At 68.6% G+C, this 24,194-nt stretch carries 20 protein-coding genes; 16 read left to right on the forward strand and 4 right to left on the reverse strand.

The features are described 5' to 3' along the window. Positions 1-37: 37 nt before the first annotated feature. From metH to OG584_RS28840, 3 genes are all read left to right on the forward strand, one after another. Positions 38-3,553 (forward strand): methionine synthase, encoded by a 3,516-nt coding sequence (gene metH, locus OG584_RS28830; RefSeq protein ID WP_405782184.1) that lies wholly within the window; start codon positions 38-40, stop codon positions 3,551-3,553. A gap of 146 nt (positions 3,554-3,699) precedes the next feature. Next, entirely contained in the window at positions 3,700-4,401 is a 702-nt protein-coding gene (locus OG584_RS28835; RefSeq protein WP_405782186.1) for an HAD family hydrolase, read from the forward strand. Positions 4,402-4,900: 499 nt separating this feature from the next. After that, a complete protein-coding gene (locus OG584_RS28840; protein ID WP_405782188.1) occupies positions 4,901-6,502 on the forward strand; it encodes an ABC transporter substrate-binding protein in 1,602 nt (533 codons plus the stop codon). Between the two features lie 72 nt (positions 6,503-6,574). Here the strand turns inward: OG584_RS28840 and OG584_RS28845 are convergent, their stop codons facing one another. Together OG584_RS28845 and OG584_RS28850 are read right to left on the reverse strand one after the other, a co-directional pair. After that, the gene (locus tag OG584_RS28845) at positions 6,575-7,249 is read right to left on the reverse strand and encodes a response regulator (protein ID WP_405782189.1); all 675 of its coding nucleotides are present in this window, start codon (positions 7,247-7,249) and stop codon (positions 6,575-6,577) included. 117 nt (positions 7,250-7,366) lie between these two features. After that, positions 7,367-8,242 (reverse strand): RecB family exonuclease, encoded by an 876-nt coding sequence (locus OG584_RS28850; protein WP_405782190.1) that lies wholly within the window; start codon positions 8,240-8,242, stop codon positions 7,367-7,369. Positions 8,243-8,387: 145 nt separating this feature from the next. Here OG584_RS28850 and OG584_RS28855 point away from each other — a divergent pair, with 145 nt between their 5' ends. The 3 genes from OG584_RS28855 (at position 8,388) to OG584_RS28865 (ending at position 11,334) form a co-directional block, all read left to right on the forward strand. Further along, positions 8,388-9,629, forward strand: a complete 1,242-nt coding sequence (locus OG584_RS28855; protein ID WP_405782191.1) for a site-2 protease family protein — start codon at positions 8,388-8,390, stop codon at positions 9,627-9,629. Between the two features lie 18 nt (positions 9,630-9,647). Continuing rightward, positions 9,648-10,589, forward strand: coding sequence for a tRNA (adenine-N1)-methyltransferase (locus OG584_RS28860; protein ID WP_405782192.1), 942 nt, complete (start codon positions 9,648-9,650; stop codon positions 10,587-10,589). Positions 10,590-10,752: 163 nt separating this feature from the next. Next, positions 10,753-11,334 carry a hypothetical protein gene (locus OG584_RS28865; protein ID WP_405782193.1) on the forward strand — a complete coding sequence of 194 codons (582 nt, stop codon included), beginning with the start codon at positions 10,753-10,755 and terminating at the stop codon, positions 11,332-11,334. A gap of 4 nt (positions 11,335-11,338) precedes the next feature. On the opposite strand, the gene OG584_RS28870 is transcribed toward OG584_RS28865, so the two are convergent. Then, a complete protein-coding gene (locus OG584_RS28870; protein ID WP_405782195.1) occupies positions 11,339-11,650 on the reverse strand; it encodes a ferredoxin in 312 nt (103 codons plus the stop codon). Positions 11,651-11,891: 241 nt separating this feature from the next. On the opposite strand from OG584_RS28870, the gene arc reads away from it, so the two are divergent. The 5 genes from arc to prcA all read left to right on the forward strand — a co-directional run bounded on the left by arc (position 11,892) and on the right by prcA (position 17,596). Next, positions 11,892-13,658, forward strand: a complete 1,767-nt coding sequence (arc, locus tag OG584_RS28875) for a proteasome ATPase (RefSeq protein WP_405782197.1) — start codon at positions 11,892-11,894, stop codon at positions 13,656-13,658. Positions 13,659-13,890: 232 nt separating this feature from the next. After that, on the forward strand, positions 13,891-15,402 hold the full coding sequence (gene dop, locus OG584_RS28880; protein WP_405782199.1) for a depupylase/deamidase Dop: 1,512 nt from the start codon (positions 13,891-13,893) through the stop codon (positions 15,400-15,402). A gap of 188 nt (positions 15,403-15,590) precedes the next feature. Next, a complete protein-coding gene (locus tag OG584_RS28885) occupies positions 15,591-15,809 on the forward strand; it encodes a ubiquitin-like protein Pup (protein WP_164263898.1) in 219 nt (72 codons plus the stop codon). A gap of 147 nt (positions 15,810-15,956) precedes the next feature. Then, positions 15,957-16,802 (forward strand): proteasome subunit beta, encoded by an 846-nt coding sequence (gene prcB / locus OG584_RS28890; protein ID WP_405782201.1) that lies wholly within the window; start codon positions 15,957-15,959, stop codon positions 16,800-16,802. A gap of 47 nt (positions 16,803-16,849) precedes the next feature. Then, positions 16,850-17,596: a proteasome subunit alpha gene (prcA, locus tag OG584_RS28895; RefSeq protein ID WP_405782203.1), complete on the forward strand. Its 747-nt coding sequence runs from the start codon at positions 16,850-16,852 to the stop codon at positions 17,594-17,596. 107 nt (positions 17,597-17,703) lie between these two features. Here prcA and OG584_RS28900 read toward each other — a convergent pair whose 3' ends face one another. Then, positions 17,704-18,792, reverse strand: coding sequence for a LacI family DNA-binding transcriptional regulator (locus OG584_RS28900; protein ID WP_405782204.1), 1,089 nt, complete (start codon positions 18,790-18,792; stop codon positions 17,704-17,706). Between the two features lie 63 nt (positions 18,793-18,855). On the opposite strand from OG584_RS28900, the gene OG584_RS28905 reads away from it, so the two are divergent. The 5 genes from OG584_RS28905 to OG584_RS28925 all read left to right on the forward strand — a co-directional run bounded on the left by OG584_RS28905 (position 18,856) and on the right by OG584_RS28925 (position 24,187). Then, positions 18,856-20,115: an MFS transporter gene (locus OG584_RS28905; RefSeq protein WP_405782206.1), complete on the forward strand. Its 1,260-nt coding sequence runs from the start codon at positions 18,856-18,858 to the stop codon at positions 20,113-20,115. A 9-nt stretch (positions 20,116-20,124) separates the two neighbouring features. Beyond that, a complete protein-coding gene (gene pafA / locus OG584_RS28910) occupies positions 20,125-21,486 on the forward strand; it encodes a Pup--protein ligase (protein ID WP_405782207.1) in 1,362 nt (453 codons plus the stop codon). Between the two features lie 135 nt (positions 21,487-21,621). Next, on the forward strand, positions 21,622-22,626 hold the full coding sequence (locus tag OG584_RS28915; protein WP_405784327.1) for an FKBP-type peptidyl-prolyl cis-trans isomerase: 1,005 nt from the start codon (positions 21,622-21,624) through the stop codon (positions 22,624-22,626). A 42-nt stretch (positions 22,627-22,668) separates the two neighbouring features. Further along, positions 22,669-23,040, forward strand: a complete 372-nt coding sequence (locus OG584_RS28920) for an FKBP-type peptidyl-prolyl cis-trans isomerase (protein WP_405782209.1) — start codon at positions 22,669-22,671, stop codon at positions 23,038-23,040. Between the two features lie 190 nt (positions 23,041-23,230). Next, entirely contained in the window at positions 23,231-24,187 is a 957-nt protein-coding gene (locus tag OG584_RS28925; RefSeq protein WP_405782210.1) for a helix-turn-helix transcriptional regulator, read from the forward strand. Positions 24,188-24,194: the final 7 nt, after the last annotated feature.

Here is a 24,194-nt window from a genome sequence, read left to right on the forward strand (position 1 = left end):
AAAGCCGACAGCCGTCGCATCCCAGGGAGTACATTCCATGGCCTCGTCGCCAACCCCTTCCGCTGACAGCCGGACCCGCGCGGACGCTCTCCGTGAGGCACTAGCCACCCGCGTGGTGGTGGCGGACGGTGCCATGGGCACCATGCTGCAGGCGCAGGATCCAACTCTTGAGGACTTCCAGCAGCTGGAGGGCTGCAACGAGATCCTGAATGTGACCAGGCCGGACATCGTGCGGTCGGTCCACGAGGAGTACTTCGCTGTCGGCGTCGACTGCGTGGAGACGAACACCTTCGGTGCGAACCACTCGGCGGCGAACGAGTACGAGATCGCCGACCGGATCGTCGAGCTGTCCGAGGCGGGCGCGCGCATCGCCCGCGAGGTCGCCGACGAGTTCGGTGCGAAGGACGGCCGCCAGCGCTGGGTGCTCGGCTCGATCGGCCCCGGGACCAAGCTGCCGTCGCTCGGCCACACCACGTACGACGTGCTCCGGGACGGCTACCAGCAGAACGCCGAGGGCCTGCTGGCCGGCGGAGCGGATGCCCTGATCGTGGAGACCACCCAGGACCTGCTGCAGACCAAGTCGAGCCTGATCGGCGCGCGCCGGGCCATGGACGCCCTGGGCATCGACGTGCCGCTGATCTGCTCGCTCGCCTTCGAGACGACCGGCGTCATGCTGCTCGGCTCCGAGATCGGGGCCGCGCTGACCGCCCTGGAGCCACTGGGCATCGACCTGATCGGTCTGAACTGCTCGACCGGCCCGGCCGAGATGAGCGAGCACCTGCGCTACCTGGCACGCCACTCGCGTACGCCGCTGATGTGCATGCCGAACGCCGGCCTGCCCGTACTGACCAAGGACGGCGCGCACTTCCCGCTCGACCCCGAGGGGCTGGCCGACGCGCAGGAAGCCTTCGTCGGCGACTACGGCCTCTCGCTGATCGGCGGCTGCTGCGGGACAACGCCCGAGCACCTGCGCCAGGTCGTCGAGCGGGCCCGTGCCCTCACCCCGGCCTCGCGCGACCCGCGCCCCGAACCCGGCGCTGCCTCGCTCTACCAGACGGTGCCGTTCCGGCAGGACACCGCGTACATGGCGATCGGTGAGCGTACGAACGCGAACGGGTCGAAGAAGTTCCGTGAGGCGATGCTGGACGGCCGCTGGGACGACTGCGTGGAGATGGCCCGGGACCAGATCCGTGAGGGCGCGCACATGCTCGACCTGTGTGTCGACTACGTGGGCCGCGACGGTGTGGCCGACATGGCGGAACTGGCGGGCCGCTTCGCCACCGCCTCGACTCTGCCGATCGTGCTGGACTCCACCGAACTGCCCGTCCTGCGTGCCGGGCTGGAGAAGCTGGGTGGCCGTGCCGTCCTCAACTCGGTCAACTACGAGGACGGTGACGGCCCCGAGTCCCGCTTCGTGAAGGTCACCGAGCTGGCGAAGGAGCACGGGGCCGCGCTGATCGCGCTCACCATCGACGAGGAGGGCCAGGCCCGAACCGTCGAGCACAAGGTCGCGGTCGCGGAGCGGCTGATCGAGGACCTGACCGGCAACTGGGGGATCCGTGAGTCGGACATCCTCATCGACACCCTGACCTTCACCATCTGCACCGGTCAGGAGGAGTCCAGGGGTGACGGCGTCGCCACCATCGAGGCGATCCGCGAGCTGAAGCGCCGCCGCCCGGACGTCCAGACCACCCTGGGCCTGTCGAACATCTCCTTCGGCCTGAATCCGGCGGCCCGGGTGGTCCTGAACTCGGTGTTCCTGGACGAGTGCGCGAAGGCGGGTCTGGACTCGGCGATCGTGCATGCGTCCAAGATCCTTCCGATCGCCCGGCTGGAGGAGGAGCAGGTCAAGGTCGCCCTCGACCTGATCTACGACCGCCGCGCCGAGGGCTACGACCCCCTGCAGAAGCTCATGGAGCTCTTCGAGGGCGTCAACATGAAGTCCATGAAGCAGGGCAGGGCCGAGGAGCTCTTGGCGCTCCCGCTGGACGAGCGGCTGCAGCGGCGGATCATCGACGGCGAGAAGAACGGCCTGGAGGCCGACCTCGACGAAGCGCTCCGGGACCGTCCGGCGCTGGACATCGTCAATGACACCCTGCTGGAGGGCATGAAGGTCGTCGGTGAGCTGTTCGGCTCGGGCCAGATGCAGCTGCCGTTCGTGCTCCAGTCCGCCGAGGTCATGAAGACCGCGGTGGCCCATCTGGAGCCGCACATGGAGAAGACGGACGACGACGGCAAGGGCACCATCGTGCTCGCCACCGTCCGGGGCGATGTCCACGACATCGGCAAGAACCTCGTCGACATCATCCTGACCAACAACGGCTACAACGTCGTCAACCTCGGCATCAAGCAGCCGGTGTCGGCGATCCTGGAAGCCGCCGAGGAGCACAAGGCCGACGTCATCGGCATGTCGGGCCTTCTCGTCAAGTCGACCGTGATCATGAAGGAGAACCTGCAGGAGCTCAATCAGCGCGAGATGGCGGCCGATTTCCCCGTCATCCTCGGAGGCGCTGCTCTCACCCGCGCCTACGTCGAACAGGACCTCCACGAGATCTACGAGGGCGAAGTCCGCTACGCCCGTGACGCCTTCGAGGGCCTGCGGCTGATGGACGCGCTGATCGGGGTCAAGCGAGGTGTCCCCGGAGCGGTCCTGCCGGAACTCAAGCAGCGCCGGGTGCCCAAGCGGGACACGGTCGCCGTCCTGGAGGCGGACGAGCCCGCGGGTTCGGTCCGCTCGGACGTAGCCACCGACAATCCGGTGCCCGAGCCGCCGTTCTGGGGCACCCGGGTCATCAAGGGGATCCCGCTCAAGGAGTACGCGTCCTGGCTCGACGAAGGCGCGCTCTTCAAGGGGCAGTGGGGGCTCAAGGAGGCCCGCAAGGGCGAAGGGGCCACCTACGAGGAACTGGTGGAGAGCGAGGGGCGCCCGCACCTGCGCGGCTGGCTCGACCAGCTGCACACCAAGAACATGCTGGAGGCGGCCGTGGTCTACGGCTACTTCCCCTGCGTGTCCAAGGGCGACGACCTGGTCCTCCTCAACGACGACGGCAGCGAGCGCACCCGCTTCACCTTCCCGCGCCAGCGCCGCGGCCGCCGCCTGTGCCTGGCGGACTTCTTCCGCCCCGAGGAGTCCGGGGAGACCGATGTGATCGGCCTTCAGGTCGTGACGGTCGGCTCGAAGATCGGTGAGGCCACGGCCGAGCTGTTCGAAGCCAACTCCTACCGCGACTACCTGGAACTCCACGGCCTGTCCGTGCAGTTGGCCGAAGCACTCGCGGAGTACTGGCACGCCAGGGTCCGCTCCGAGCTCGGCTACGCGGGCGAGGACCCCTCGGATGTCCAGGACATGTTCGCGCTGAAGTACCGCGGGGCGCGGTTCTCGCTCGGCTACGGCGCCTGCCCCGACCTGGAGGACCGCGCGAAGATCGCCGAGCTGCTCCAGCCGGAGCGGATCGGGGTCCACCTCTCGGAGGAGTTCCAGCTCCACCCCGAGCAGTCCACCGACGCGATCGTCATCCACCACCCCGAGGCCAAGTACTTCAACGCCCGGTAGGCCGATTGCGCGGTACGTCCCGCGGATGCGCGCATCGTGGAGCGCGCCGGGCCGTCCGCACGTACACTTATCGGTCCGGTGCAGGCCGGTTGCCTTCCCAGCAGGGAGGGTGACCGGCCTTCGTGTCCCCCAGGAGGTGTCCCCGTATGACCAGTACGGTCGCCGCGCTCAACACCCGTATGGCCGAAGGTGCGGCCCTGCAGGCCGTCCTCCTCGACATGGACGGCACCCTGGTGGACACCGAGGGCATCTGGTGGGACGCGGAGGTGGAGGTCTTCGCCGCCCTCGGCCACCGGCTCGACGAACGCTGGCGCGACACCGTGGTGGGCGGCCCCATGACCCGCAGCGCCGGGTACCTCATCGAGGTCACCGGAGCGGACATCGCGCTGCCCGAGCTGACGACGCTGCTCAACGACCGGTTCGAGGCACGCATCTCGGGAGGGGTGCCGCTGATGCCCGGTGCCCTGCGGCTGCTCACGGAGCTGGCCGACCACGGCGTACCCACGGCGCTGGTCTCCGCATCGCACCGCCGGATCATCGACCGGGTGCTGGCCTCGCTCGGCCCGGACAACTTCGCCCTGACGGTCGCGGGGGACGAGGTGGCACGCACCAAGCCGCACCCGGACCCCTATCTGGCCGCCGCAGCGGGCCTGGGGGCCGATCCGGGGCGCTGTGCGGTCATCGAGGACACCGCGACCGGGGTGGCGGCTGCGGAGGCGGCAGGCTGCCGCGTAGTGGCCGTGCCCTCGGTCGCGCCGATCGCCGCGGCGGACGGCCGCGTGGTCGTGGGGTCGCTGGAAGAAGTTGATCTGGGCTTTCTCAGGGCACTGGTCAACGGAATGCGCTGACCCGGATACTGACCGTGTCGATTTCGTTTTGAAGTGAATCGGCGTCCGGCCCGCCGGATGTATTTCCGGGAGTGCGCGGAGAGCGCTTCATGCTTTACGAAAGGCGAGCCCCGAGTGACGTTCGTCACCCGATGGGGCGCCGACTCGGGAGGATTTGAGTGCCGGGGCCGGCGAATCGCGGCTCCCGGGGTGCCTATGTGTCCCGATTGGTGAAGCGGTGTACGAATCATTTCGGTGGTCGGATATTGACGCTCCGCTATTCGTGAAGATGGTGTGGATACCACCCAAGTCGCCCCCGGTCCAGGTTTCCTGAGGTTCCCCACTAATCTCGTGGCGAGAACTTCGCCGTACACTTCCGTGCCCCGGTGCTCACCAGGCCGCCGGGAACACTGGACAGATCGCTCTGTACCCGGCCCGATCGCCTCGCCCCGACCGGGCGGCAGCGGCGGAGTGTCTGTACATCGCTGTATCCCAGTGCCGGATGAGGAGAACGTCCAGAATGAACCGCAAGACTCTGGTGCTGCCGGCCATAGTGTGCCTGCTCGCTCCGGTACTCGCCGCGTGCGGCGGAGCAGACAGCGGCGACGACGGCGGCAAGCCCATCGTCGTGGGCACGACCGACTTTATCGAGTCCGGCAAGGGGGCCCGTGCTCCGCTTGACCCCGCCTACACCTATGACACCGGTGTCTGGAACTTCCTGCGCCCCACGCTCCAGTCACTGATGCAGATGCCGCGTGGTGGCGGCCTGCCGGTACCGGACGCCGCCAGCGACTGTCATTTCACGGACACCAAGAACGAGAGTTACCGGTGCAAGCTCCGCAGCGGGCTGCAGTTCTCCAACGGTGACCCCCTCACGGCGACCGATGTGAAGTACTCCATCGAGCGCGTCACGCGCATCCACGACAAGAACGGTCCGTCCGGTCTGCTCGAGAACATCGACACCATCGAGCCCGTGAACGCTCATGAGCTGGTCTTCCATCTCAAGACGCCGGACGCCACCTTCCCGTACAAGCTGGCGACCCCGGCCGCGGGCATCGTGGAGAAGAGCGCCTACGCACCGGACAAGCTCCGCAACGGCTTCGTGATCGACGGCTCCGGCCCGTACACCTTCAAGGCGGAGGTCAGCAACAACCGCCTGCAGAAGGCGACCTTCACCAAGAACCCCCACTACAAGGGGTCGCTGAAGCTGCAGAACGACAAGGTCGAGGTCGACTCCTTCACCGACGCCGCGGCCATGGGCTCCGCGCTCAAGTCGGGCAAGGTCGACATGATGGCCCGCACGATGTCCCCGGACCAGATCGAGAAGTTCTCCAGCGGGTCGTCGCAGGACATCAACTTCGTCGAGAGCCCCGGCCTGGAGATCCGCTACCTCGGCTTCAACACCGACGACCCCTCGGTGAAGAACAAGGCGGTCCGCCAGGCGATGGCCGCACTCATCGACCGCGGTCAGATCGCCAGCAAGGTGTACGGCGCCACCTCCGAGCCGCTCTACTCGCTGATTCCCACCGGAATCGGCGGACACACGAACTCGTTCTTCAACAAGTACGGCGATCCGAGCAAGTCCGAGGCCGCCCAGATCCTGCACTCCGCCGGGATCAACAGCAAGGTGCGCCTGACGCTGCATTACACGAGCGACCACTACGGGCCGAACACGGCGAAGGAGTTCGCCCTGCTCAAGCAGCAGCTGAACGCCTCCGGCCTCTTCGACGTGACGACCCAGGGCACCAAGTGGGCGCAGTTCCGGCCCGCCGAGCTCAAGGGCGACTACGCGGTCTACGGCATGGGCTGGTTCCCGGACTTCCCCGACGCGGACAACTTCATCTCGCCGTTCCTCAGCAAGGGCAACTTCCTCAACACGCCCTACGCGAACACCACGATCCGCGACACGTACATCCCGGACTCCCGGAGCGCCTCGGACCGCACCACGGCTGTGGTCCCGCTCCAGAAGATCCAGGACATCGTGGCGGACGACGTCCCGGTGCTGCCGCTCTGGCAGGGCAAGCAGTACGTGGCCGCCCGCGACGACCTGACCGGCGTGGAGTGGGCGCTCAGCAACTCGTCCGCCCTGCAGATCTGGGAACTCGCCCGCGGCGTCAGCTGACGGTCCGGGCGAGGCGCACCCGGCGGACGCCCAGGCGTCCGCCGGATACGCCGCCGGGGGGCGCGCCCGCTGCTACTCCCTGGCCCCCGGGCGTACCAGCCCGCTCTCGTACGCGTAGACCGCGGCCTGGACACGGTCACGCAGCCCCAGCTTGGTCAGTACGTGGCCCACATGCGTCTTGACCGTGGTCTCGCTGACGAACAGATCCGCCGCGATCTCGGCATTCGACAGGCCCCGCGCCACCAGCTTGAGGACTTCCACCTCGCGCTCGGTCAGCGTGTGCAGCGTGTCCGGAACGGGGTCCTCGCCGGACGGCAGATGGTCCGCGTACTTGTCGAGCAGCCGGCGCGTGATGCTCGGAGCCAGCGTCGCCTCGCCACCCGCGACGACGCGGATCGCCTGTACCAGCTCATTGGCGGGCGCGTCCTTCAGCAGAAAGCCGCTCGCGCCGGCCCGCAGGGCCTCCACGACGTACTCGTCGAGGTCGAAGGTGGTCAGTACGAGGACCTTCGCCGGGCCGTCCCGGCCAGGACCGGTGATCTGGCGGGTGGCCTCGACACCGTCCATCCGGGGCATCCGGATGTCCATCAGCACCACATCGGGCTGCAGCGCCCGGACCTGGTCGAGGGCCTGGAGGCCGTCCCCGGCCTCACCGACCACCGCAAGGTCCTGCTCGGCCTCCAGGATCATCCGGAAACCGGTGCGCAGCAGCGGCTGGTCGTCGACCAGTAGGACGCGGATCGCCACGGGAACTCCTTCGCTAGACCGGCCCCATTCTGCCCTGGCCGGCCCACCGGGACTCCGCGGGGCATACCGGGGGAGCCCCGGACGGATCAGGCACAGCGGTGCCGCGGCGGCCGGACGTCACTGTGGCCCGGCAGGCACCCCGGCCCCGGCCTCGTGCGTCACTTCCCGCGTCACGTCGGGTGTCACTTCCAAGGGGTAGACGGGCGGGGTGCCGCCGAATTCCGGACAGAAGGCCTGGTGGTCGCACCAGCCGCAGAGCTTCGTCGGCCGGGGCTGCCAGTCACCGCTCTCCGTGGCCTTCCTGATCGCGTCCCAGAGCGCGAGCAGTTTGCGCTCCACCCGCTCCAGATCGGCCTCGACCGGGTCGTACGTCACCACCTCGCCGTTCCCCAGGTAGACCAGCTGGAGCCTGCGCGGCACGATCCCCTTCAGCCGCCACACGACCAGGGCGTAGAACTTCATCTGGAAGAGCGCCCCCTCGGCGTACTGCGGGCGGGGAGCCTTGCCCGTCTTGTAGTCGACGATCCGGACCTCACCGGTCGGTGCCACATCGACCCGGTCGATGATCCCGCGCAGCCGCAGACCCGACGCCAGCTCCGTCTCGATGAACAGTTCTCGCTCGGCGGGCTCGAGGCGCGTCGGATCCTCCAGCGTGAACCACCGCTCGACGAGCGACTCCGCCTCCGAGAGCCACTGGGCCAGCTGCTCGCCCCCGGTGTCCTCCGCGAACAGCTCGCTGAGCTCGGGCCTGGACGAAAGGAGCCGGTCCCACTGGCCGGGCACCATCGCCCTGGCACGCGGGACCGTCCGCTCCGCAGCCGGGTCGTCGAACATTCGCTCGAGCACGGCATGCACCAGAGTCCCGCGCGTCGCCGCCGGGCTCGGCTTCTCCGGCAGCTTGTCGATCACCCGGAACCTGTACAGCAGCGGACACTGCATGAAGTCGCTCGCCCGTGACGGCGAGAGTGAAGTGGGCTGCTGGGCGGTAGTCATGCTCCAGACCCTACGACCCGCTGCTGACAACGGGCCGCATACCATCGACGGCAGACCTCCTCACACTGCATGATCGGGACATCGCGGAAAGCGGCGAGAGACCAGCGGTGGTGCGGAACGCATCCGAAGGACACGAAGGGACACCGTGGAAGAGAGCGGCGGCGAGGGCGGGCGCCCGCAGCCCGGCGCGGACGGGTCAGGTCCCGGACCCGCGCCCGAGGGCGGCAAGCCGCAGCGCCGGGACGCCCCGGGCGGCGGCATCCTGATGGGCCGTCCCTTCGGCGTGCCGGTGTACGTCGCCCCCAGCTGGTTCCTGGTGGCAGCGCTGATCACCTGGGTCTTCGGCGGTCAGCTCGACCGGATCCTGCCCGAGCTGGGCAACGTGCGGTACCTGGTGTCCCTCTTCTTCGCGGTCGCCTTCTACGCCTCCGTGCTGGTCCACGAACTGGCCCACACGGTCGCCGCGCTCCGGTTCAAGCTGCCGGTGCGCCGTATCCAGCTGCAGTTCTTCGGGGGTGTCTCGGAGATCGAGAAGGAGTCCGAGACGCCGGGACGCGAGTTCATCCTGGCCTTCGTCGGGCCGCTGCTGTCGCTGGTCCTCTCCGGCGTCTTCTACCTCGGTATGAAGGCGGTGGAGCCCGGAACGGTCCCCGGGGTCCTGCTGGCGGGCCTGATGATCTCGAACCTCCTGGTGGCGGTCTTCAACCTGCTTCCCGGGCTGCCGCTGGACGGCGGCCGGATGCTCCGCGCGGTCGTCTGGAAGATCACCGGCAAGCCGATGAGCGGCACTATCGCCGCCGCCTGGTTCGGCCGGGCGCTCGCCGTATCGGTCCTGATCGGACTCCCGCTGCTCACCCACACCGGCTCCGACGCCGACGTGGGCGGGATGGAGACGGTCATGGACGCGCTGCTCGCCGCGATCCTCGCCGGGATCATCTGGACCGGCGCGGGCAACAGTCTGCGGATGGCCAGGCTGCGCGAACACCTCCCCGAACTCAGGGCCCGCACGCTCACCCGGCGCGCGGTGCCGGTGGAGACGACGACACCGCTCTCCGAGGCGCTGCGCCGGGCCAACGACGCGGGCGCCCGCGCGCTGGTCGTCGTGGACAGCCAGGGGGATCCGAAGGCCCTGGTCAGGGAGGCCGCCATCGTCGGTGTGCCGGAGCACCGGCGCCCCTGGGTCGCGGTCAGCGGACTCGCCCAGGACCTCACCGACGGGATGCGGGTTCCGGCCGAGCTGGCGGGTGAGGCGCTCCTCGACCGGCTGCGGGCCAGTCCTGCCACGGAGTATCTGGTGGTCGAGGAGAGCGGTGCGATCTACGGCGTCCTCTCCACCGCCGACGTCGAACGGGCATTCGTCCAGGCGATGGCGCGACCCGGTTCCTGAGGCCGGTAGTCTGCTCGTATGTCCGAACCGACCGGTGCCGCCCGCCGACGTGGGCCCTTCAAAGTCGGGGACCAGGTCCAGCTCACCGACCCCAAGGGACGCCACTACACCTTCACGCTCGAAGCAGGGAAGAACTTCCACACCCACAAGGGTTCTTTCCCGCACGACGAGCTGATCGGTGCTCCCGAGGGCAGTGTTGTCCGTACCACGGGAAACGTCGCCTACCTCGCGCTGCGCCCCCTGCTCCCCGACTTCGTCCTGTCCATGCCCCGCGGCGCCGCCGTGGTCTATCCCAAGGACGCGGGCCAGATCCTCGCCTTCGGGGACATCTTCCCCGGCGCACGGGTCGTCGAGGCAGGTGTGGGATCCGGCGCGCTCAGCAGCTTCCTGCTGCGCGCCATCGGCGAGCAGGGCATGCTGCACTCGTACGAGCGCCGCGAGGACTTCGCGGAGATCGCCACCCAGAACGTGGAGCGCTACTTCGGCGGCCCGCACCCCGCCTGGCAGCTCACCGTCGGTGACCTCCAGGACAACCTCTCCGACACCGACGTCGACCGTGTGGTGCTGGACATGCTCGCGCCGTGGGAGTGCCTGGACGCCGTCTCCAAGGCGCTCGTGCCCGGCGGCATCCTGTGCTGCTACGTGGCCACCACCACCCAGCTCTCGCGCACCGTCGAGTCCATCAGGGAGATCGGCTGCTTCGCGGAGCCGCAGCCCTGGGAGTCCATGGTCCGCAACTGGCACGTCGAGGGGCTGGCCGTCCGCCCGGACCACCGGATGATCGGCCACACCGGCTTCCTCGTCACCGCCCGCCGCCTCGCCGACGGTGTGGAGGCCCCGCTGCGCCGCCGCCGCCCGTCCAAGGGCGCGTACGGCGACGACTACAGCGGCCCGGGAAAGAGCGACCGGCCGAAGCCCGAGGCAGCCGGCGACCCCGCTGAGCCGGCCGAGTCCGCCTGACGCCACAACGCACCGGCGCCGCCGTCGAGTTCCCCAGCACACCGGGGAACTCGGCGGCGGCTTCTTTACGTTGAACTTACGGACCCCGGCGTTCCGATCTCCTGTGACGTGTGGCACTATTCTGGCCACCCCCTCCGGCACTGCCCCACAGGAGACCTCTCGCGTGCAGCCCTCCGCGCTCCCGGACCTCGCACTACCGGACCTCGCGCACACCCGGGCCGGCCCGGTCCACTGGCTGGCCACGGCCACCGCGATGGCCGCGGTCGTCGCCATAGCGGGCTTCCTCACGCCCGACCCCGCCACCGCGTCCCAGCCCGCACCGAAACCGGCCACCGCGGCCGCCCCCGACCCGGCCGCAGCCACCTTCCCGCTGAAGTGCGGGGGTGTGGGCACGACCGTCACGAAGAAGGCGTCAGGGGATCTCGACGGGGACGGCAGCCCCGAAACGGTGGCCGCGGTGCGCTGCGACGCCGGATCGGGCACACCGCCCAGCGGGATCTACGTCCTCACCCGGCCGGGGGACGGCAGCGGCCCGCCCCGCGTCGTCGCCACACTGGTCGCCCCGGGGGAGCAGCAGAGCGTGGGAACCCTCGCCGTGCGGGACAGCGCGGTCACCGCGACGCTTCTGGGCTACTCGTCGCCCGATGTGCCGCGCTGGAACCCCGACGTCCGGCAGAAGGCCAAGTGGCGATGGGAGGGCGGGAAGTTCGTACGCTCGGTGCCGTCCCAGGCGCGGAGCGTATGACGTCTCATTCCGCCCCGGGGCCGTAGACCTCGACGCTGTCCGAAACCCGGCGTACATGGATGCAGTCGCCGGGACACTCCTTGGCCGAGTCCACCACGTCCTGGAGGAGGGGGAGCGGCACGGGCGTTGTCGCGCCGACCGACTGGAGCAGCTCGTCGTCGCCGCTCTTCACGTACGCCAGACCGTCGATGTCCAGCTCGAACACCTCGGGCGCGTACTGGGCACAGATACCGTCCCCGGTGCAGAGATCCTGGTCGATCCAGACCTCCAGCGCCTGGGCGCTGTCGCCGGTGGGAGCCTCGTCCTGCACGGTCATTTCTCCTGCCGTTCCTGCGCGGTTGAACCAATTGAAGCCAGCCCTGACGGGTGTTGAACACTTCGACGATACAACCGGCCGCTTTCCGATGTTGATGGGTGGGTATTCCCAAGGCGTGAGGGAGTACGCAAGGGTGAAGATCAGACACACCCCGACGGTCTTTGTGATCTAGGGGTTTCAATCACCAGCCGCCCAGGTAGGGTCAGGAAGCGTCCAGCTCCCCTTGGAGGAGGTGAGGACCGTGGCAGCCCACGACGACGACATCAACCGCGGCATCCGGCCCGCGCGAGGGTCCGAGGACCCCGCCGGCCAGGTTGCCTATCTTGAGCAGGAGATCGCCGTCCTGCGCCGCAAGCTCGCCGACTCTCCGCGTCATACGAGGATTCTCGAAGAGCGGATCGTCGAGCTGCAGACAAACCTGGCAGGCGTGTCCGCGCAGAACGAGCGGCTCGCCAATACACTCCGTGAGGCCCGCGACCAGATCGTGGCTCTCAAGGAGGAGGTCGACCGGCTCGCACAGCCGCCGGCCGGCTTCGGTGTCTTCCTGCAGGCCAATGAGGACGGGACATGTGACATCTTCACCGGGGGCCGCAAGCTCCGGGTGAACGTCAGTCCCAGCGTCGAGCTCGAAGAGCTCCGGCGTGGCCAGGAAGTCATGCTGAACGAAGCGCTCAACGTGGTCGAGGCCATGGAATTCGAGCGGGCCGGGGACATCGTCACCCTCAAGGAGATCCTTGAGGACGGCGAGCGCGCTCTGGTCATCGGGCACACCGACGAGGAGCGGGTGGTGAGGCTCGCCGAGCCACTCCTGGACATCACCATCCGCCCCGGCGACGCCCTGCTGCTCGACTCCAGGTCCGGCTATGTCTATGAAGTGGTGCCGAAGAGCGAGGTCGAGGAGCTCGTCCTCGAAGAGGTCCCGGACATCGACTACGACAAGATCGGCGGCCTGGGCGACCAGATCGAGCTGATCCGCGACGCGGTCGAGCTTCCGTACCTCCACCCCGACCTCTTCAAGGAGCACGAGCTGCGGCCGCCGAAGGGCATCCTGCTCTACGGTCCGCCCGGCTGCGGCAAGACTCTCATTGCCAAGGCAGTCGCCAACTCCCTTGCCAAGAAAGTCGCCGAGGTCACCGGCCAGCCCGCGGGGAAGAGCTACTTCCTGAACATCAAGGGCCCCGAGCTCCTCAACAAGTACGTCGGTGAGACCGAGCGGCACATCCGCCTGGTCTTCCAGCGTGCCAGGGAGAAGGCGAGTGAGGGCACCCCCGTCATCGTCTTCTTCGACGAGATGGAGTCCCTCTTCCGCACCCGTGGATCCGGTGTCAGCTCGGACGTGGAGAACACCATCGTTCCGCAGCTGCTCGCCGAGATCGACGGTGTGGAAGGCCTGGAGAACGTCATCGTCATCGGCGCCTCCAACCGCGAGGACATGATCGACCCGGCGATCCTGCGGCCGGGCCGGCTCGATGTCAAGATCAAGATCGAGCGTCCGGACGCGGAGGCGGCGAAGGACATCTTCGCCAAGTACCTGCGGTCGTCGCTGCCACTGCACACGGACGATCTGGCCGAACACCGGGAGAACCCCGACGTCACGGTCAGCGCCATGATCCAGTCCGTCGTGGAGCGGATGTACACGGAGTCCGAGGAGAACCGCTTCCTCGAAGTCACGTACGCCAACGGCGACAAGGAAGTCCTCTATTTCAAGGACTTCAACTCCGGCGCGATGATTCAGAACATCGTCGACCGGGCCAAGAAGATGGCCATCAAGGCCTTCCTCGACCAGGGCCAGAAGGGTCTGCGGGTCTCCCACCTCCTCCAGGCGTGCGTGGATGAGTTCAAGGAGAACGAAGACCTTCCGAACACCACCAACCCCGACGACTGGGCCCGGATCTCCGGCAAGAAGGGCGAGCGGATCGTGTTCATCCGCACCCTTGTCACCGGAAAGCAGGGCGCGGACACCGGACGCTCCATCGACACGGTGGCGAACACCGGTCAGTACCTGTAAAAAGCAGGGCGGCTGCGGGTTCCCCGGCGGGTACCCGCAGCCGCCGTGTTTTCCGGCCTTCGGCCGCAAGAACAGCAATGCCTGTAATGATCTCCCCAGCGACGCATTGGCGTTCTACGCTCTTCGGTATCACCGATTCGCGCAGTGCGGGGAGCGACCGCGCACGCACCGGAGAAGCAGCGGTACTTGAGCGACGTTTCCGCGAGGGGCGCTGCCGGGCAAGGAGGGCCGCATGACTGTACGGCGGGTAATGGGCATCGAGACGGAGTACGGCATTTCCGTTCCGGGCCACCCGAACGCCAATGCCATGCTCACCTCGTCCCAGATCGTCAACGCCTACGCGGCGGCGATGCACCGGGCGCGCCGCGCCCGCTGGGACTTCGAGGAGGAGAACCCGCTGCGGGACGCGCGAGGATTCGACCTCGCCCGGGAGACCGCGGACACCAGCCAGCTGACCGACGAGGACATCGGGCTGGCCAATGTGATCCTCACCAACGGGGCGCGCCTCTACGTCGACCACGCCCACCCCGAGTACAGCTCCCCCGAGATCACCAATCCGCGCGACGCCGTGCTGTGGGACAAGGCGGGTGAGCGGATCATGGCGGAGGCCGCCGAACGGGCCGCCCAGATCCCGGGCGCACAGCCGATCCATCTGTACAAGAACAACACGGACAACAAGGGCGCCTCGTACGGGACGCACGAGAACTACCTGATGAAGCGCGAGACCCCGTTCTCGGACATCGTGCGCCACCTCACGCCGTTCTTCGTCTCCCGCCAGGTGGTGACCGGGGCCGGCCGCGTCGGAATCGGCCAGGACGGGCGTGAACACGGCTTCCAGATCAGCCAGCGCGCGGACTACTTCGAGGTCGAGGTCGGCCTGGAGACCACTCTCAAACGGCCGATCATCAACACCCGGGACGAGCCGCACTCGGACGCCGAGAAGTACCGCCGTCTGCATGTGATCATCGGCGACGCGAACCTGTCGGAGATCTCCACCTACCTCAAGCTGGGGACGACCTCCCTGGTGCTCGCGATGATCGAGGACGGGTTCATCAATGTGGACCTGGCCGTCGACCAGCCGGTGCGCACCCTGCACCAGGTCTCGCACGATCCGGGTCTCCAGCAGCTGATCACGCTGCGCAGCGGCCGCACCCTCACCGCCGTACAGCTCCAGATGGAGTACTTCGAGCTGGCGCGGAAGTATGTGGAGGAGCGGTACGGAGCCGACGCCGACGAGCAGACCAGGGACATCCTGGGGCGCTGGGAGGACGTGCTGAACCGGCTGGAGAACGACCCGATGAGCCTGTCGGGGGAGCTCGACTGGATCACGAAGCAGGAGATCCTGGAGGGCTACCGCCGCCGGGACGGGGTGGACTGGGACGCGGCGCGGCTCCACCTGGTGGACCTGCAGTACGCGGATGTGCGGCCGGAGAAGGGGCTGTACAACCGTCTGGTGGCCCGCGGGAAGATGAAGCGGCTGCTGGACGAGCCCGCGGTCGCACGGGCCGTCTCGAACCCGCCCGAGGACACCAGGGCCTATTTCCGTGGCCGCTGTCTGGAACAGTACGCGGACGATGTCGCCGCGGCCTCCTGGGACTCGGTGATCTTCGATCTGCCGGGCTACGACTCACTGCAGCGGGTGCCCACGCTGGAGCCGCTGCGGGGCACCCGTAACCACGTCAAGGAGCTCCTCGACCGGTGCCGGACGGCGCAGGACCTGGTCCGGGTCCTGCAGGGAGGCTGAAAAGCCCCGCTTGTGGGAATCATCGGAGTAGGTCCCGGACGTTGAGGTAAGTGCGGGGCCAATGTCGGACCCCGCTTGTAGTGTCTGATCAAGCGGGTCCGATCACGCTTCTGATCGGGTCGGCTCGATTTCAGTCCGATTCAGTCCGTTTCTATTTCAACAACATCGAACCGAGCGGGGTGAGGTAGATGGCGACCAAGGACACCGGCGGCGGGCAGCAGAAGGCGACGCGCTCCACCGAGGAGACCGAGGAGCAGGCGCCTGAGGCGCAGGGCTCGGAGGACCTCAAGGAGCGCCAGGAGAAGCTCTCGGACGACGTCGACTCCGTTCTGGACGAGATCGACGACGTGCTCGAGGAGAACGCCGAGGACTTCGTTCGGTCATTTGTTCAAAAGGGCGGCGAGTAGCCCCTGTTGTCCGTGACCGGTGCGGGCGGCGGAAGCCGTCCGCACCGGGACGGATGACCGGCGCGGGCACGGGTAAGGTCCGTTCACAGTCCGCAAGATCGGCCCGGCCTCCAGAAGGCGGGCCGCCGCCCATCCGGAAGGAAACGCGTGGAAGCCAACCCTCGTAGCACCGGGCGTCTGCCGGCCGCTTTCCTGACGCCGGGATCCTCCTCGTTCATGGACTTCCTGTCCGACCACTCACCGGAAGTCCTCCCGGGGAGGCGGCCGTTGCCGCCCACCCAGGGGCCGGTCGAGGCGCCGCACGGGACGACCATCGTCGCCGCGGCGTTCCCGGGCGGGGTCGTCCTTGCCGGTGACCGGCGCGCGACCATGGGGAACATGATCGCGCAGCGCGACATCGAAAAGGTCTTCCCGGCCGACGAGTACTCGGCGGTGGGGATCGCCGGTACGGCCGGTCTCGCCGTGGAGATGGTCAAGCTCTTCCAGCTCGAGCTGGAGCACTTCGAGAAGGTCGAGGGCACCACCCTGTCGCTGGAGGGCAAGGCCAACCGGCTCTCCACGATGATCCGCGGGAATCTCTCGATGGCCATGCAGGGGCTCGCGGTGGTTCCGCTCTTCGCCGGGTACGACGTCGACCGCGAGAAGGGCCGGATCTTCTCCTACGACGTCACGGGCGGCCGCTCGGAGGAGCGCGGTTACGCCTCGACGGGCTCCGGTTCCGTCTTCGCCCGCGGTTCGATGAAGAAGCTCTACCGCGATGACCTGACGGAGCAGCAGGCCACCACGCTGGTCGTGCAGGCGCTGTACGACGCGGCCGACGACGACTCGGCGACCGGGGGGCCCGACGTGGCCCGCCGGATCTATCCGATCGTCACCGTCATCACGGACGAGGGCTGCCGCAGGCTGACGGACGAGGAGGGTTCCGAGCTCGCCCGTTCGATCCTGGAGCGGCGTCTCGAACAGCCCGACGGCCCCCGCGCCGAGCTGCTCTGAGGCCCCTTCCGATGCACTCGTCACTGACAGAAAGGGACGGATAGCCGGTGTCGACGCCGTTTTATGTCTCACCTCAGCAGGCCATGGCCGACCGGGCGGAATACGCCCGGAAGGGCATCGCCCGTGGTCGCAGCCTGGTCGTGCTGCAGTATGCCGACGGCATCGTCTTCGTCGGCGAGAACCCGTCCCGCGCGCTGCACAAGTTCAGCGAGATCTACGACCGGATCGGCTTCGCGGCCGCCGGCAAGTACAACGAGTACGAGAACCTGCGGATCGGGGGTGTGCGCTACGCGGATCTGCGCGGATACACCTACGACCGTGACGATGTGACGGCCCGTGGCCTGGCGAACGTCTACGCGCAGACGCTCGGCACGATCTTCTCCAGCGCCGCCGAGAAACCGTACGAGGTGGAGCTGGTCGTCGCCGAGGTCGGGTCCGATCCCGACGGCGACCAGATCTACCGGCTGCCGCACGACGGATCGATCGTGGACGAGCACGGTTCGGTCGCGGTCGGCGGCAATGCCGAGACGATCAGCACCTTCCTGGACCAGCAGCACCGCGAGGCGATGACGCTCGCCGAGGCGCTGAAGCTGGCCGTGCAGGCGCTGTCCCGCGACACCAACGGCGGTGAGCGGGAGATCCCCGCCGAGCGCCTCGAAGTGGCCGTGCTGGACCGGACACGCCCGCAGCAGCGCAAGTTCAAGCGCATCGTCGGCCGTCAGCTCGCCAGGCTGCTCGACGCAGCCGACGCGGCGACCGCCGAGACGGATGCCCCGTCGGACGAGGACGAGTAGCCGGGCCGCTGCCCGGCTGCGTCCGTGCCCCGGCCCGCCTGTGCGGTCCGGGGCACGCCTGCGCGCTGGGCGTGCACGGGCGGTGATCCGCGGGGCCGGCGCGTACCTCAGCCCGCTGCCGGGGCCGTGGAGCCACGCACGAGAAGGTTCACCGGCAGATCGCCGCTCTCGGGGCGGCGCCCGTCGAGCACGGCGAGCAGGGCCGCCATTCCGCGCTGCCCGATCTGCTCCGCCGGCAGGGCCACCGTGGTCAGTTCCGGTTCGATCGCTGTCGCGAGCGCCAGATCGTCGAAACCGGTGACGGAGAGGTCCTCCGGGATCCGCAGGCCCAGCCGCCGGGCGGCCTTGCAGGCGCCCGCGGCCAGGATGTCGTCGTCGCAGATGACTGCCGTCGGCCGGGGCCCCGGACCGGTGAGGGCCCCCTCGGCCGCCTGCCGGGCGGCGTCCACCGCCAGCGGTGCGGTGACGGTGTGCACCTGTGCCCCGCGCAGCGCGGACCGCAGCGCGACGGCCCGGACGTCGAAGGTCCACGAGTCGACCGAGGGTGCGAGGTGGACGAATCTGCGGTGGCCCAGGGCGAGCAGATGGTCCGTCACCTGGCGCATGCCGTCCGCGATGTCCAGGTTCACGTGGGCCGCGGCGCCCGACTGGCCGGGATCGCTGTCCAGCATCACCAGTGGCAGACCGGACCCCTGGATCGCGGCGAGCGCGCCGACGGCCATCGAGGAGGCGATGACCCCGTCCAGCGCCGTCCGCGCCGAACCGAACGGGTCGCGGGCAGGACCCACGCCGTCGGGGGAGGGGTAGAGCACCACCCCGAAGCCGTGCTCGGCCGCGGTACGTGCCGCACCGGTGTAGACGCGCGCGAAGAACTCGGTGGTGAGCGCGGGTACGACCAGCAGCACGGTACGGGTGCTGCCCAGGCGCAGATTGCGGGCGGCCAGGTTGGGACGGTAGCCGAGCTGCCCCGCCGCCTCACGGACCAGCCCGGCGGTGCGCTCGGAGACCCGTCCGCGCCACTTGTCGCCGAGCACCAGCGAGACGGTGGCCTGCGAGACACCGGCCGCTCGGGCCACGTCACGGCTGGTGGGGCGGGCCGGAACCACTGGTTCCGGCCTCGTCGCTCGGGCGTCCACTCGGGCCTCCGTCCGGCCTGTTCCCGACCGTGGCCATCTGGACTCGCGGTCTGCGCACATGGTACGTATGACCCCGTACGTTATACGTAACACTCCGGTCAGGGCCGGGAGACAGGGGCGGACATGGCCGCGGGATACGCGGAACTCTTCGGCACCAGGCATGTGAAACGGCTGCTCACCGGCACCCTCGTCGGACGGCTGCCGAACGCGACAGCGGCCATCGCCGTCGTGCTCTTCGTCCGCGCCGAAGGCGGCAGCTACTCGCTCGCAGGGGCGCTCTCCGCCGTCTACGGACTGGCCACAGCGGTCGGCCAGCCGTTGCTCGGCCGCGCCGTAGACCTGTTCGGACAGCTCCGGGTGATGCTGCCGTCCGCGGTGGTGTCGGCCCTCGGCATGGTGCTCTTCGCGGCGGTCGGCACGGATCCCGTAGCCGTCGCTGTCGCGGCGATGCTGGTAGCGGGTCTGTTCACACCGCCCCTGGAGGGCGGACTGCGCGCCCTGTGGCCCGGCGTCCTGAAGCGCGAGGACCGGGTGCACGCCGCGTACGCGATGGACGCCGTGGCCCAGGAGGTGATGTTCACGGTCGGCCCGCTGCTGGTGACGCTGGCCGTCTCGCTGTGGTCGGCGGCCGCCGCCCTGGTGGCCATCAACGCCCTCGGGGTGCTCGGGGCGCTCTCCGTCGTCGTGTCGGAGCCCTCGCGCAGCTGGCGGTCCGCGCCCCGCGAGGCCCACTGGCTGGGCGCGCTGCGCTCCCGTGGTCTGCTCGCGCTCCTCGGCGCGTTCTTCTTCGTCGGCCTGGCGCTGGGCTCGATCACGGTGGCGGCGGTCGCGTACGCCGACGGGCACGGCGGCGACGCGACGTACGGCGTGCTGATGGCGGCGATCGGCTTCGGCGCGCTCGTGGGCGGTCTGCTGTACGGCGCGCGGCAGTGGCCGGGCGCCGCCGAGAAGCGGCTGCGCGTCATCGTCGGCGCACTCGCGCTCGGCTACCTGCCGCTGGTGTCCGTCCCGGGAGTGACCGCCATGGCGGTGCTGATGACGGTGGCCGGTGTCTCCCTCGCGCCCGCCATCGCCTGTGCCTTCATCGTCGTCGACCGGCATGCCCCACGTGGCACCGTGACCGAGGCCTTCTCCTGGCTGGTGACGACCTTCGGCGTAGGCGCCGCACTGGGTACCGCTGTGGCCGGGCCGGCCGTCGAAGCGGGCGGCGTGGGCGCCGGGTTCGCCGCCGCTGGGGGCGGAGGGATCGCCGCGCTGCTCGTCCTGCTGGCCACTCAGCGGGTCCTCGCAGCTCCCGGCGGTACCGGCTCTGTGGTGGCCGGATCGGAAAATGATCGGAACGGGGCCGCCGAACCCGGTTTCAGGACAGGCCATCAGGCGTAATGTTCAGTCATGGACCGCCGCATTTTCGGGCTGGAGAACGAGTACGGCGTCACGTGCACATTCAGAGGACAGCGCCGACTGTCCCCTGACGAAGTGGCGCGCTACCTCTTCCGCCGTGTTGTCTCATGGGGCCGCAGCAGCAACGTCTTCCTGCGGAACGGCGCCCGCCTCTACCTCGACGTGGGATCGCATCCGGAATACGCAACTCCCGAGTGCGACAACGTGGCTGAACTGGTCACGCACGACAAGGCCGGCGAGCGCATTCTCGAAGGCCTGCTCGTCGACGCCGAACGCCGCCTGCACGAGGAGGGAATCGCGGGCGACGTCTATCTCTTCAAGAACAACACCGACTCGGCGGGAAACTCCTACGGCTGCCACGAGAACTATCTCGTCGCCCGCCACGGAGAGTTCTCCCGGCTCGCGGACATTCTCATTCCGTTCCTCGTCACCCGCCAATTGCTCTGCGGTGCCGGCAAGGTACTGCAGACTCCGCGCGGAGCGGTTTTCTGCGTGAGCCAGCGGGCGGAGCACATCTGGGAGGGCGTCAGCTCCGCGACCACCCGTTCCCGCCCCATCATCAACACCCGTGACGAACCGCACGCGGACGCCGAGCGCTACCGCAGGCTGCACGTCATCGTCGGTGACTCGAACATGTCCGAGACGACCATGCTGCTGAAGGTCGGCGCGACCGATCTCGTCCTGCGCATGATCGAAGCGGGCACCGTGATGCGCGATCTGACCCTGGAGAACCCGATCAGGGCCATCCGTGAGGTCAGCCACGACATCACGGGCCAGCGCAAGGTGCGCCTGGCCAGCGGGCGGGAGGCCTCGGCGCTCGAAGTCCAGCGCGAGTACTACGAGAAGGCCGTGGACTTCGTGGACCGGCGCGGTATCCGTACGGGCCAGGTCGCGCAGGTCCTGGAGCTGTGGGGCCGCACGCTCGACGCGATCCAGGAGGAGGACCTCGACAGGATCGGCACCGAGATCGACTGGGTGATGAAGTACAAGCTCATCGAGCGGTACCGGGACAAGCACAACATGACCATGTCGAATCCCCGGGTCGCCCAGATAGACCTCGCCTACCACGACATCCACCGCAGGCGCGGGCTGTACTACCTGCTGGAGAAGCGCGGACAGGCCGCGCGCATCTGCGACGACCTGAAGATCTTCGAGGGGAAGTCGGTTCCCCCGCAGACCACCAGGGCGCGGCTGCGCGGCGACTTCATCCGCCGGGCCCAGGAGCAGCGCAGGGACTTCACCGTCGACTGGGTCCATCTCAAGCTCAACGACCAGGCGCAGCGCACCGTGCTCTGCAAGGACCCCTTCCGGTCGGTCGACGACCGGGTGGAGAAGCTCATCGCCGGGATGTGACCCGCCGGTCCCGGCCGGCGCGAGGGCCCCGCACACCAGCTGTGTGCGGGGCCCTCACGCATGCCGTGCGCCACACGGGCGACAAGGAGTCGTAGAGTGGCGGCCACCGAAACCCCCACTACCCCGAGGACCACTGTGCGACGCCGTTTTGCTGCCTTGCTCATCGTGCCGGCCCTGGTGCTGACCGCCTGCGGAGGTGAGGACTCCAAGAAGAAGGACGACTCGTCCTCCTCGTCGCCCGACAAGGCCGCCTCGACGGCCGTGCCCAAGCCTGTCGATTCGGCGTCCCCCTTGCCCACGGTCTCCGGTGACGCGGGCAAGAAGGCGACCATCACGGTCCCCAAGAAGGACCCGAGCGGCAAGTTCGTCATCCACACCCTCTCCGAGGGCAGTGGCGCCGTGGTCAAGAAGAACGACCTGGTGATGGCCGACTTCACGGGCAAGGTCTGGAAGAGCGGCAAGGACATCGGCAGCTCGTTCGACAAGGGCGGCGCCCCGCAGCTCATCACCGCCGGTTCCAAGACGATCATCCCTGCCTTCGCCGACGCCGTCACCGGCAAGAAGATCGGCAGCCGGGTCCTGGTCGTCGCACCGCCCAACGCGGCCTTCGGCAGCCAGGGCCAGCAGCAGCTCGGTGTCACGGGCAAGGACACCCTGGTCTTCGCGCTGGACATCAAGAAGGTGATCCCCAAGAAGGTCGAGGGCACCCAGGCCCCCACCTCGTCCGACCTGCCCCAGATCAAGGCGGACAAGGAAGCACCCGCCACCATCTCCGTGCCCAAGAGCGACCCGCCGAAGAAGCTGGTCGACAAGGAGCTGATCCAGGGCAAGGGTGCCACGGTCAAGAAGGGGCAGACCGTCTACATGCAGTACAGCGGTGCTGCCTGGAAGCCCAATGAGGGCAAGGCGACCGCGACTCTGTTCGACTCATCCTGGAAGACCGGCACGCCGTTCCAGACGGTCATCGGGCAGGGAGCGGTCATCAAGGGCTGGGACCAGGGCATCGTCGGCAAGAAGGTCGGCAGCCGGGTCATGCTGGTGATCCCGCCGGACCTGGCGTACGGCGACAAGGCTCAGGGCACCACACTGCCGGCCAAGTCGACGCTGGTCTTCGTCGTCGACATTCTGGCGGCAGTGTAAGACTGTCCCGGTTGCCCAGTACCAAGAAGTAGGAGCAGTTACGTGAGCATTGAGAAGCCCGAGATCGACTTCCCGGGCGGCGAGCCGCCGGCCGACCTGGAGATCAAGGAGATCTGGGAGGGCGACGGCGCCGTCGCCAAGGCAGGGGACACGGTCAAGGTCCACTACGTGGGCGTGGCCTTCTCCACCGGCGAGGAGTTCGACGCGAGCTGGAACCACGGCAACCCGCTGCAGTTCCAGCTGGGCGTCGGCCAGGTCATCTCCGGCTGGGACCAGGGTGTCCAGGGCATGAAGGTCGGCGGCCGCCGCCAGCTGACCATCCCCGCGCACCTCGCGTACGGCGACCGCGGTGCCGGTGCCCGTATCGCGCCGGGTGAGACGCTGATCTTCGTCTGCGACCTGGTCGCTGTCTGACCGGAACTGATCGTTTCCGAGGGTCCATGCCTGCGGGCATGGACCCTCGGCTTTTGACCCGGCACGACGGAGCGGTACGGTCGTCGGTCGTAGAGCGTGCTGTGTCCATACGTGGTGCGGGCTGCGCCTCGCGTGCTGCGTTCCGGGGAATCGCCCCGGCGGACACTCCCGGACCACAGAGAGGGCGTCGATGGCGATTGCCAAGGCCGAGCGGCTCATGAATCTGGCGCTGTGCCTGCTCGGAACCAGGCGCCCCCTCAGCAAGCGTGAACTGCGGGGATCGATCGAGGCCTATCTGGAAGCGGGGTCCGACGACTCCTTCAACCGGATGTTCGAGCGGGACAAGGACGATCTCCGTGAGCTGGGCCTGGTCATCGAGACGGTCGAGAACCTGGACGGCGACGCCGGGTACCTGGCCCGCCGTGACAGCAACCGGCTCCCGCCGGTCGCTCTCGACGCCGAGGAGGCCGCCGCCCTCGGGCTGGCGGCCAAGGTGTGGCAGCAGGCCCGGCTGGCCGGCGCGGCCAGCGGCGCGCTGCAGAAGCTGCGGGCCGCCGGAATGCCGGAGGCCGAAGATCCGTACGCCGTGCAGCACGGGGCGCTGGAACCCCGCATCCCGGTGCACGAAGCCGCCTTCGAGCCCCTGATGCTGGCCTGCCGGGACCGCCGGCCGGTCGTCTTCGACTACCGCAAGGCCAACTCGGCCCGCCCCGAGGCCCGTCAGGTCGAGCCCTGGACGCTGGAGTGCTGGCGCGGGAACTGGTATCTGGCGGGCTGGGACCGGGAGCGCGGCGCCGAGCGGGTGTTCCGGCTCTCCCGTATCACCGGCAAAGTCCGTTCGAGGCCCGGTGTGTTCACCGCCGACGTACCCGACGTGGTGACCGTGCGCGAGACCGTGGAGACCTGGGCCGGTGAGACCGCGACCCGCAGCGCGCGGATCAGGCTGCGCTCCGGCGCCGGGTACCCGTTGCGTTCCCGTGCCACCTCGACCCGGGAACTCGGCGACGGGTGGGACGAGTTGGAGATTCCGTACGGACACGGCCTGGACGCCTGGCTGGTGGAGTTCGGGCCGGATGTGACCGTGCTGGAGCCCGCGGATCTGCGGGCCGATGTGGTGGACCGGCTGCGCGCCGTGGCCAAGGACTGAGGGACAC

The sequence above is a fragment of the Streptomyces sp. NBC_00859 genome, assembly GCF_045161865.1.
Lineage (GTDB): Bacteria > Actinomycetota > Actinomycetes > Streptomycetales > Streptomycetaceae > Streptomyces.

What these genes read in the sequence shown, in the direction of transcription:
- OG584_RS28885 (WP_164263898.1), top strand. Translation starts at nt 15,591, where the DNA reads ATGGCGACCAAGGACACCGGCGGCGGGCAGCAGAAGGCGACGCGCTCC.
- metH (WP_405782184.1), top strand. Translation starts at nt 38, where the DNA reads ATGGCCTCGTCGCCAACCCCTTCCGCTGACAGCCGGACCCGCGCGGAC.
- OG584_RS28835 (WP_405782186.1), top strand. Translation starts at nt 3,700, where the DNA reads ATGACCAGTACGGTCGCCGCGCTCAACACCCGTATGGCCGAAGGTGCG.
- pafA (WP_405782207.1), top strand. Translation starts at nt 20,125, where the DNA reads ATGGACCGCCGCATTTTCGGGCTGGAGAACGAGTACGGCGTCACGTGC.
- OG584_RS28925 (WP_405782210.1), top strand. Translation starts at nt 23,231, where the DNA reads ATGGCGATTGCCAAGGCCGAGCGGCTCATGAATCTGGCGCTGTGCCTG.
- OG584_RS28850 (WP_405782190.1), bottom strand. Translation starts at nt 8,242, where the DNA reads ATGACTACCGCCCAGCAGCCCACTTCACTCTCGCCGTCACGGGCGAGC.
- dop (WP_405782199.1), top strand. Translation starts at nt 13,891, where the DNA reads ATGACTGTACGGCGGGTAATGGGCATCGAGACGGAGTACGGCATTTCC.
- OG584_RS28870 (WP_405782195.1), bottom strand. Translation starts at nt 11,650, where the DNA reads ATGACCGTGCAGGACGAGGCTCCCACCGGCGACAGCGCCCAGGCGCTG.
- OG584_RS28900 (WP_405782204.1), bottom strand. Translation starts at nt 18,792, where the DNA reads ATGTGCGCAGACCGCGAGTCCAGATGGCCACGGTCGGGAACAGGCCGG.
- OG584_RS28860 (WP_405782192.1), top strand. Translation starts at nt 9,648, where the DNA reads ATGTCCGAACCGACCGGTGCCGCCCGCCGACGTGGGCCCTTCAAAGTC.
- OG584_RS28905 (WP_405782206.1), top strand. Translation starts at nt 18,856, where the DNA reads ATGGCCGCGGGATACGCGGAACTCTTCGGCACCAGGCATGTGAAACGG.
- OG584_RS28840 (WP_405782188.1), top strand. Translation starts at nt 4,901, where the DNA reads ATGAACCGCAAGACTCTGGTGCTGCCGGCCATAGTGTGCCTGCTCGCT.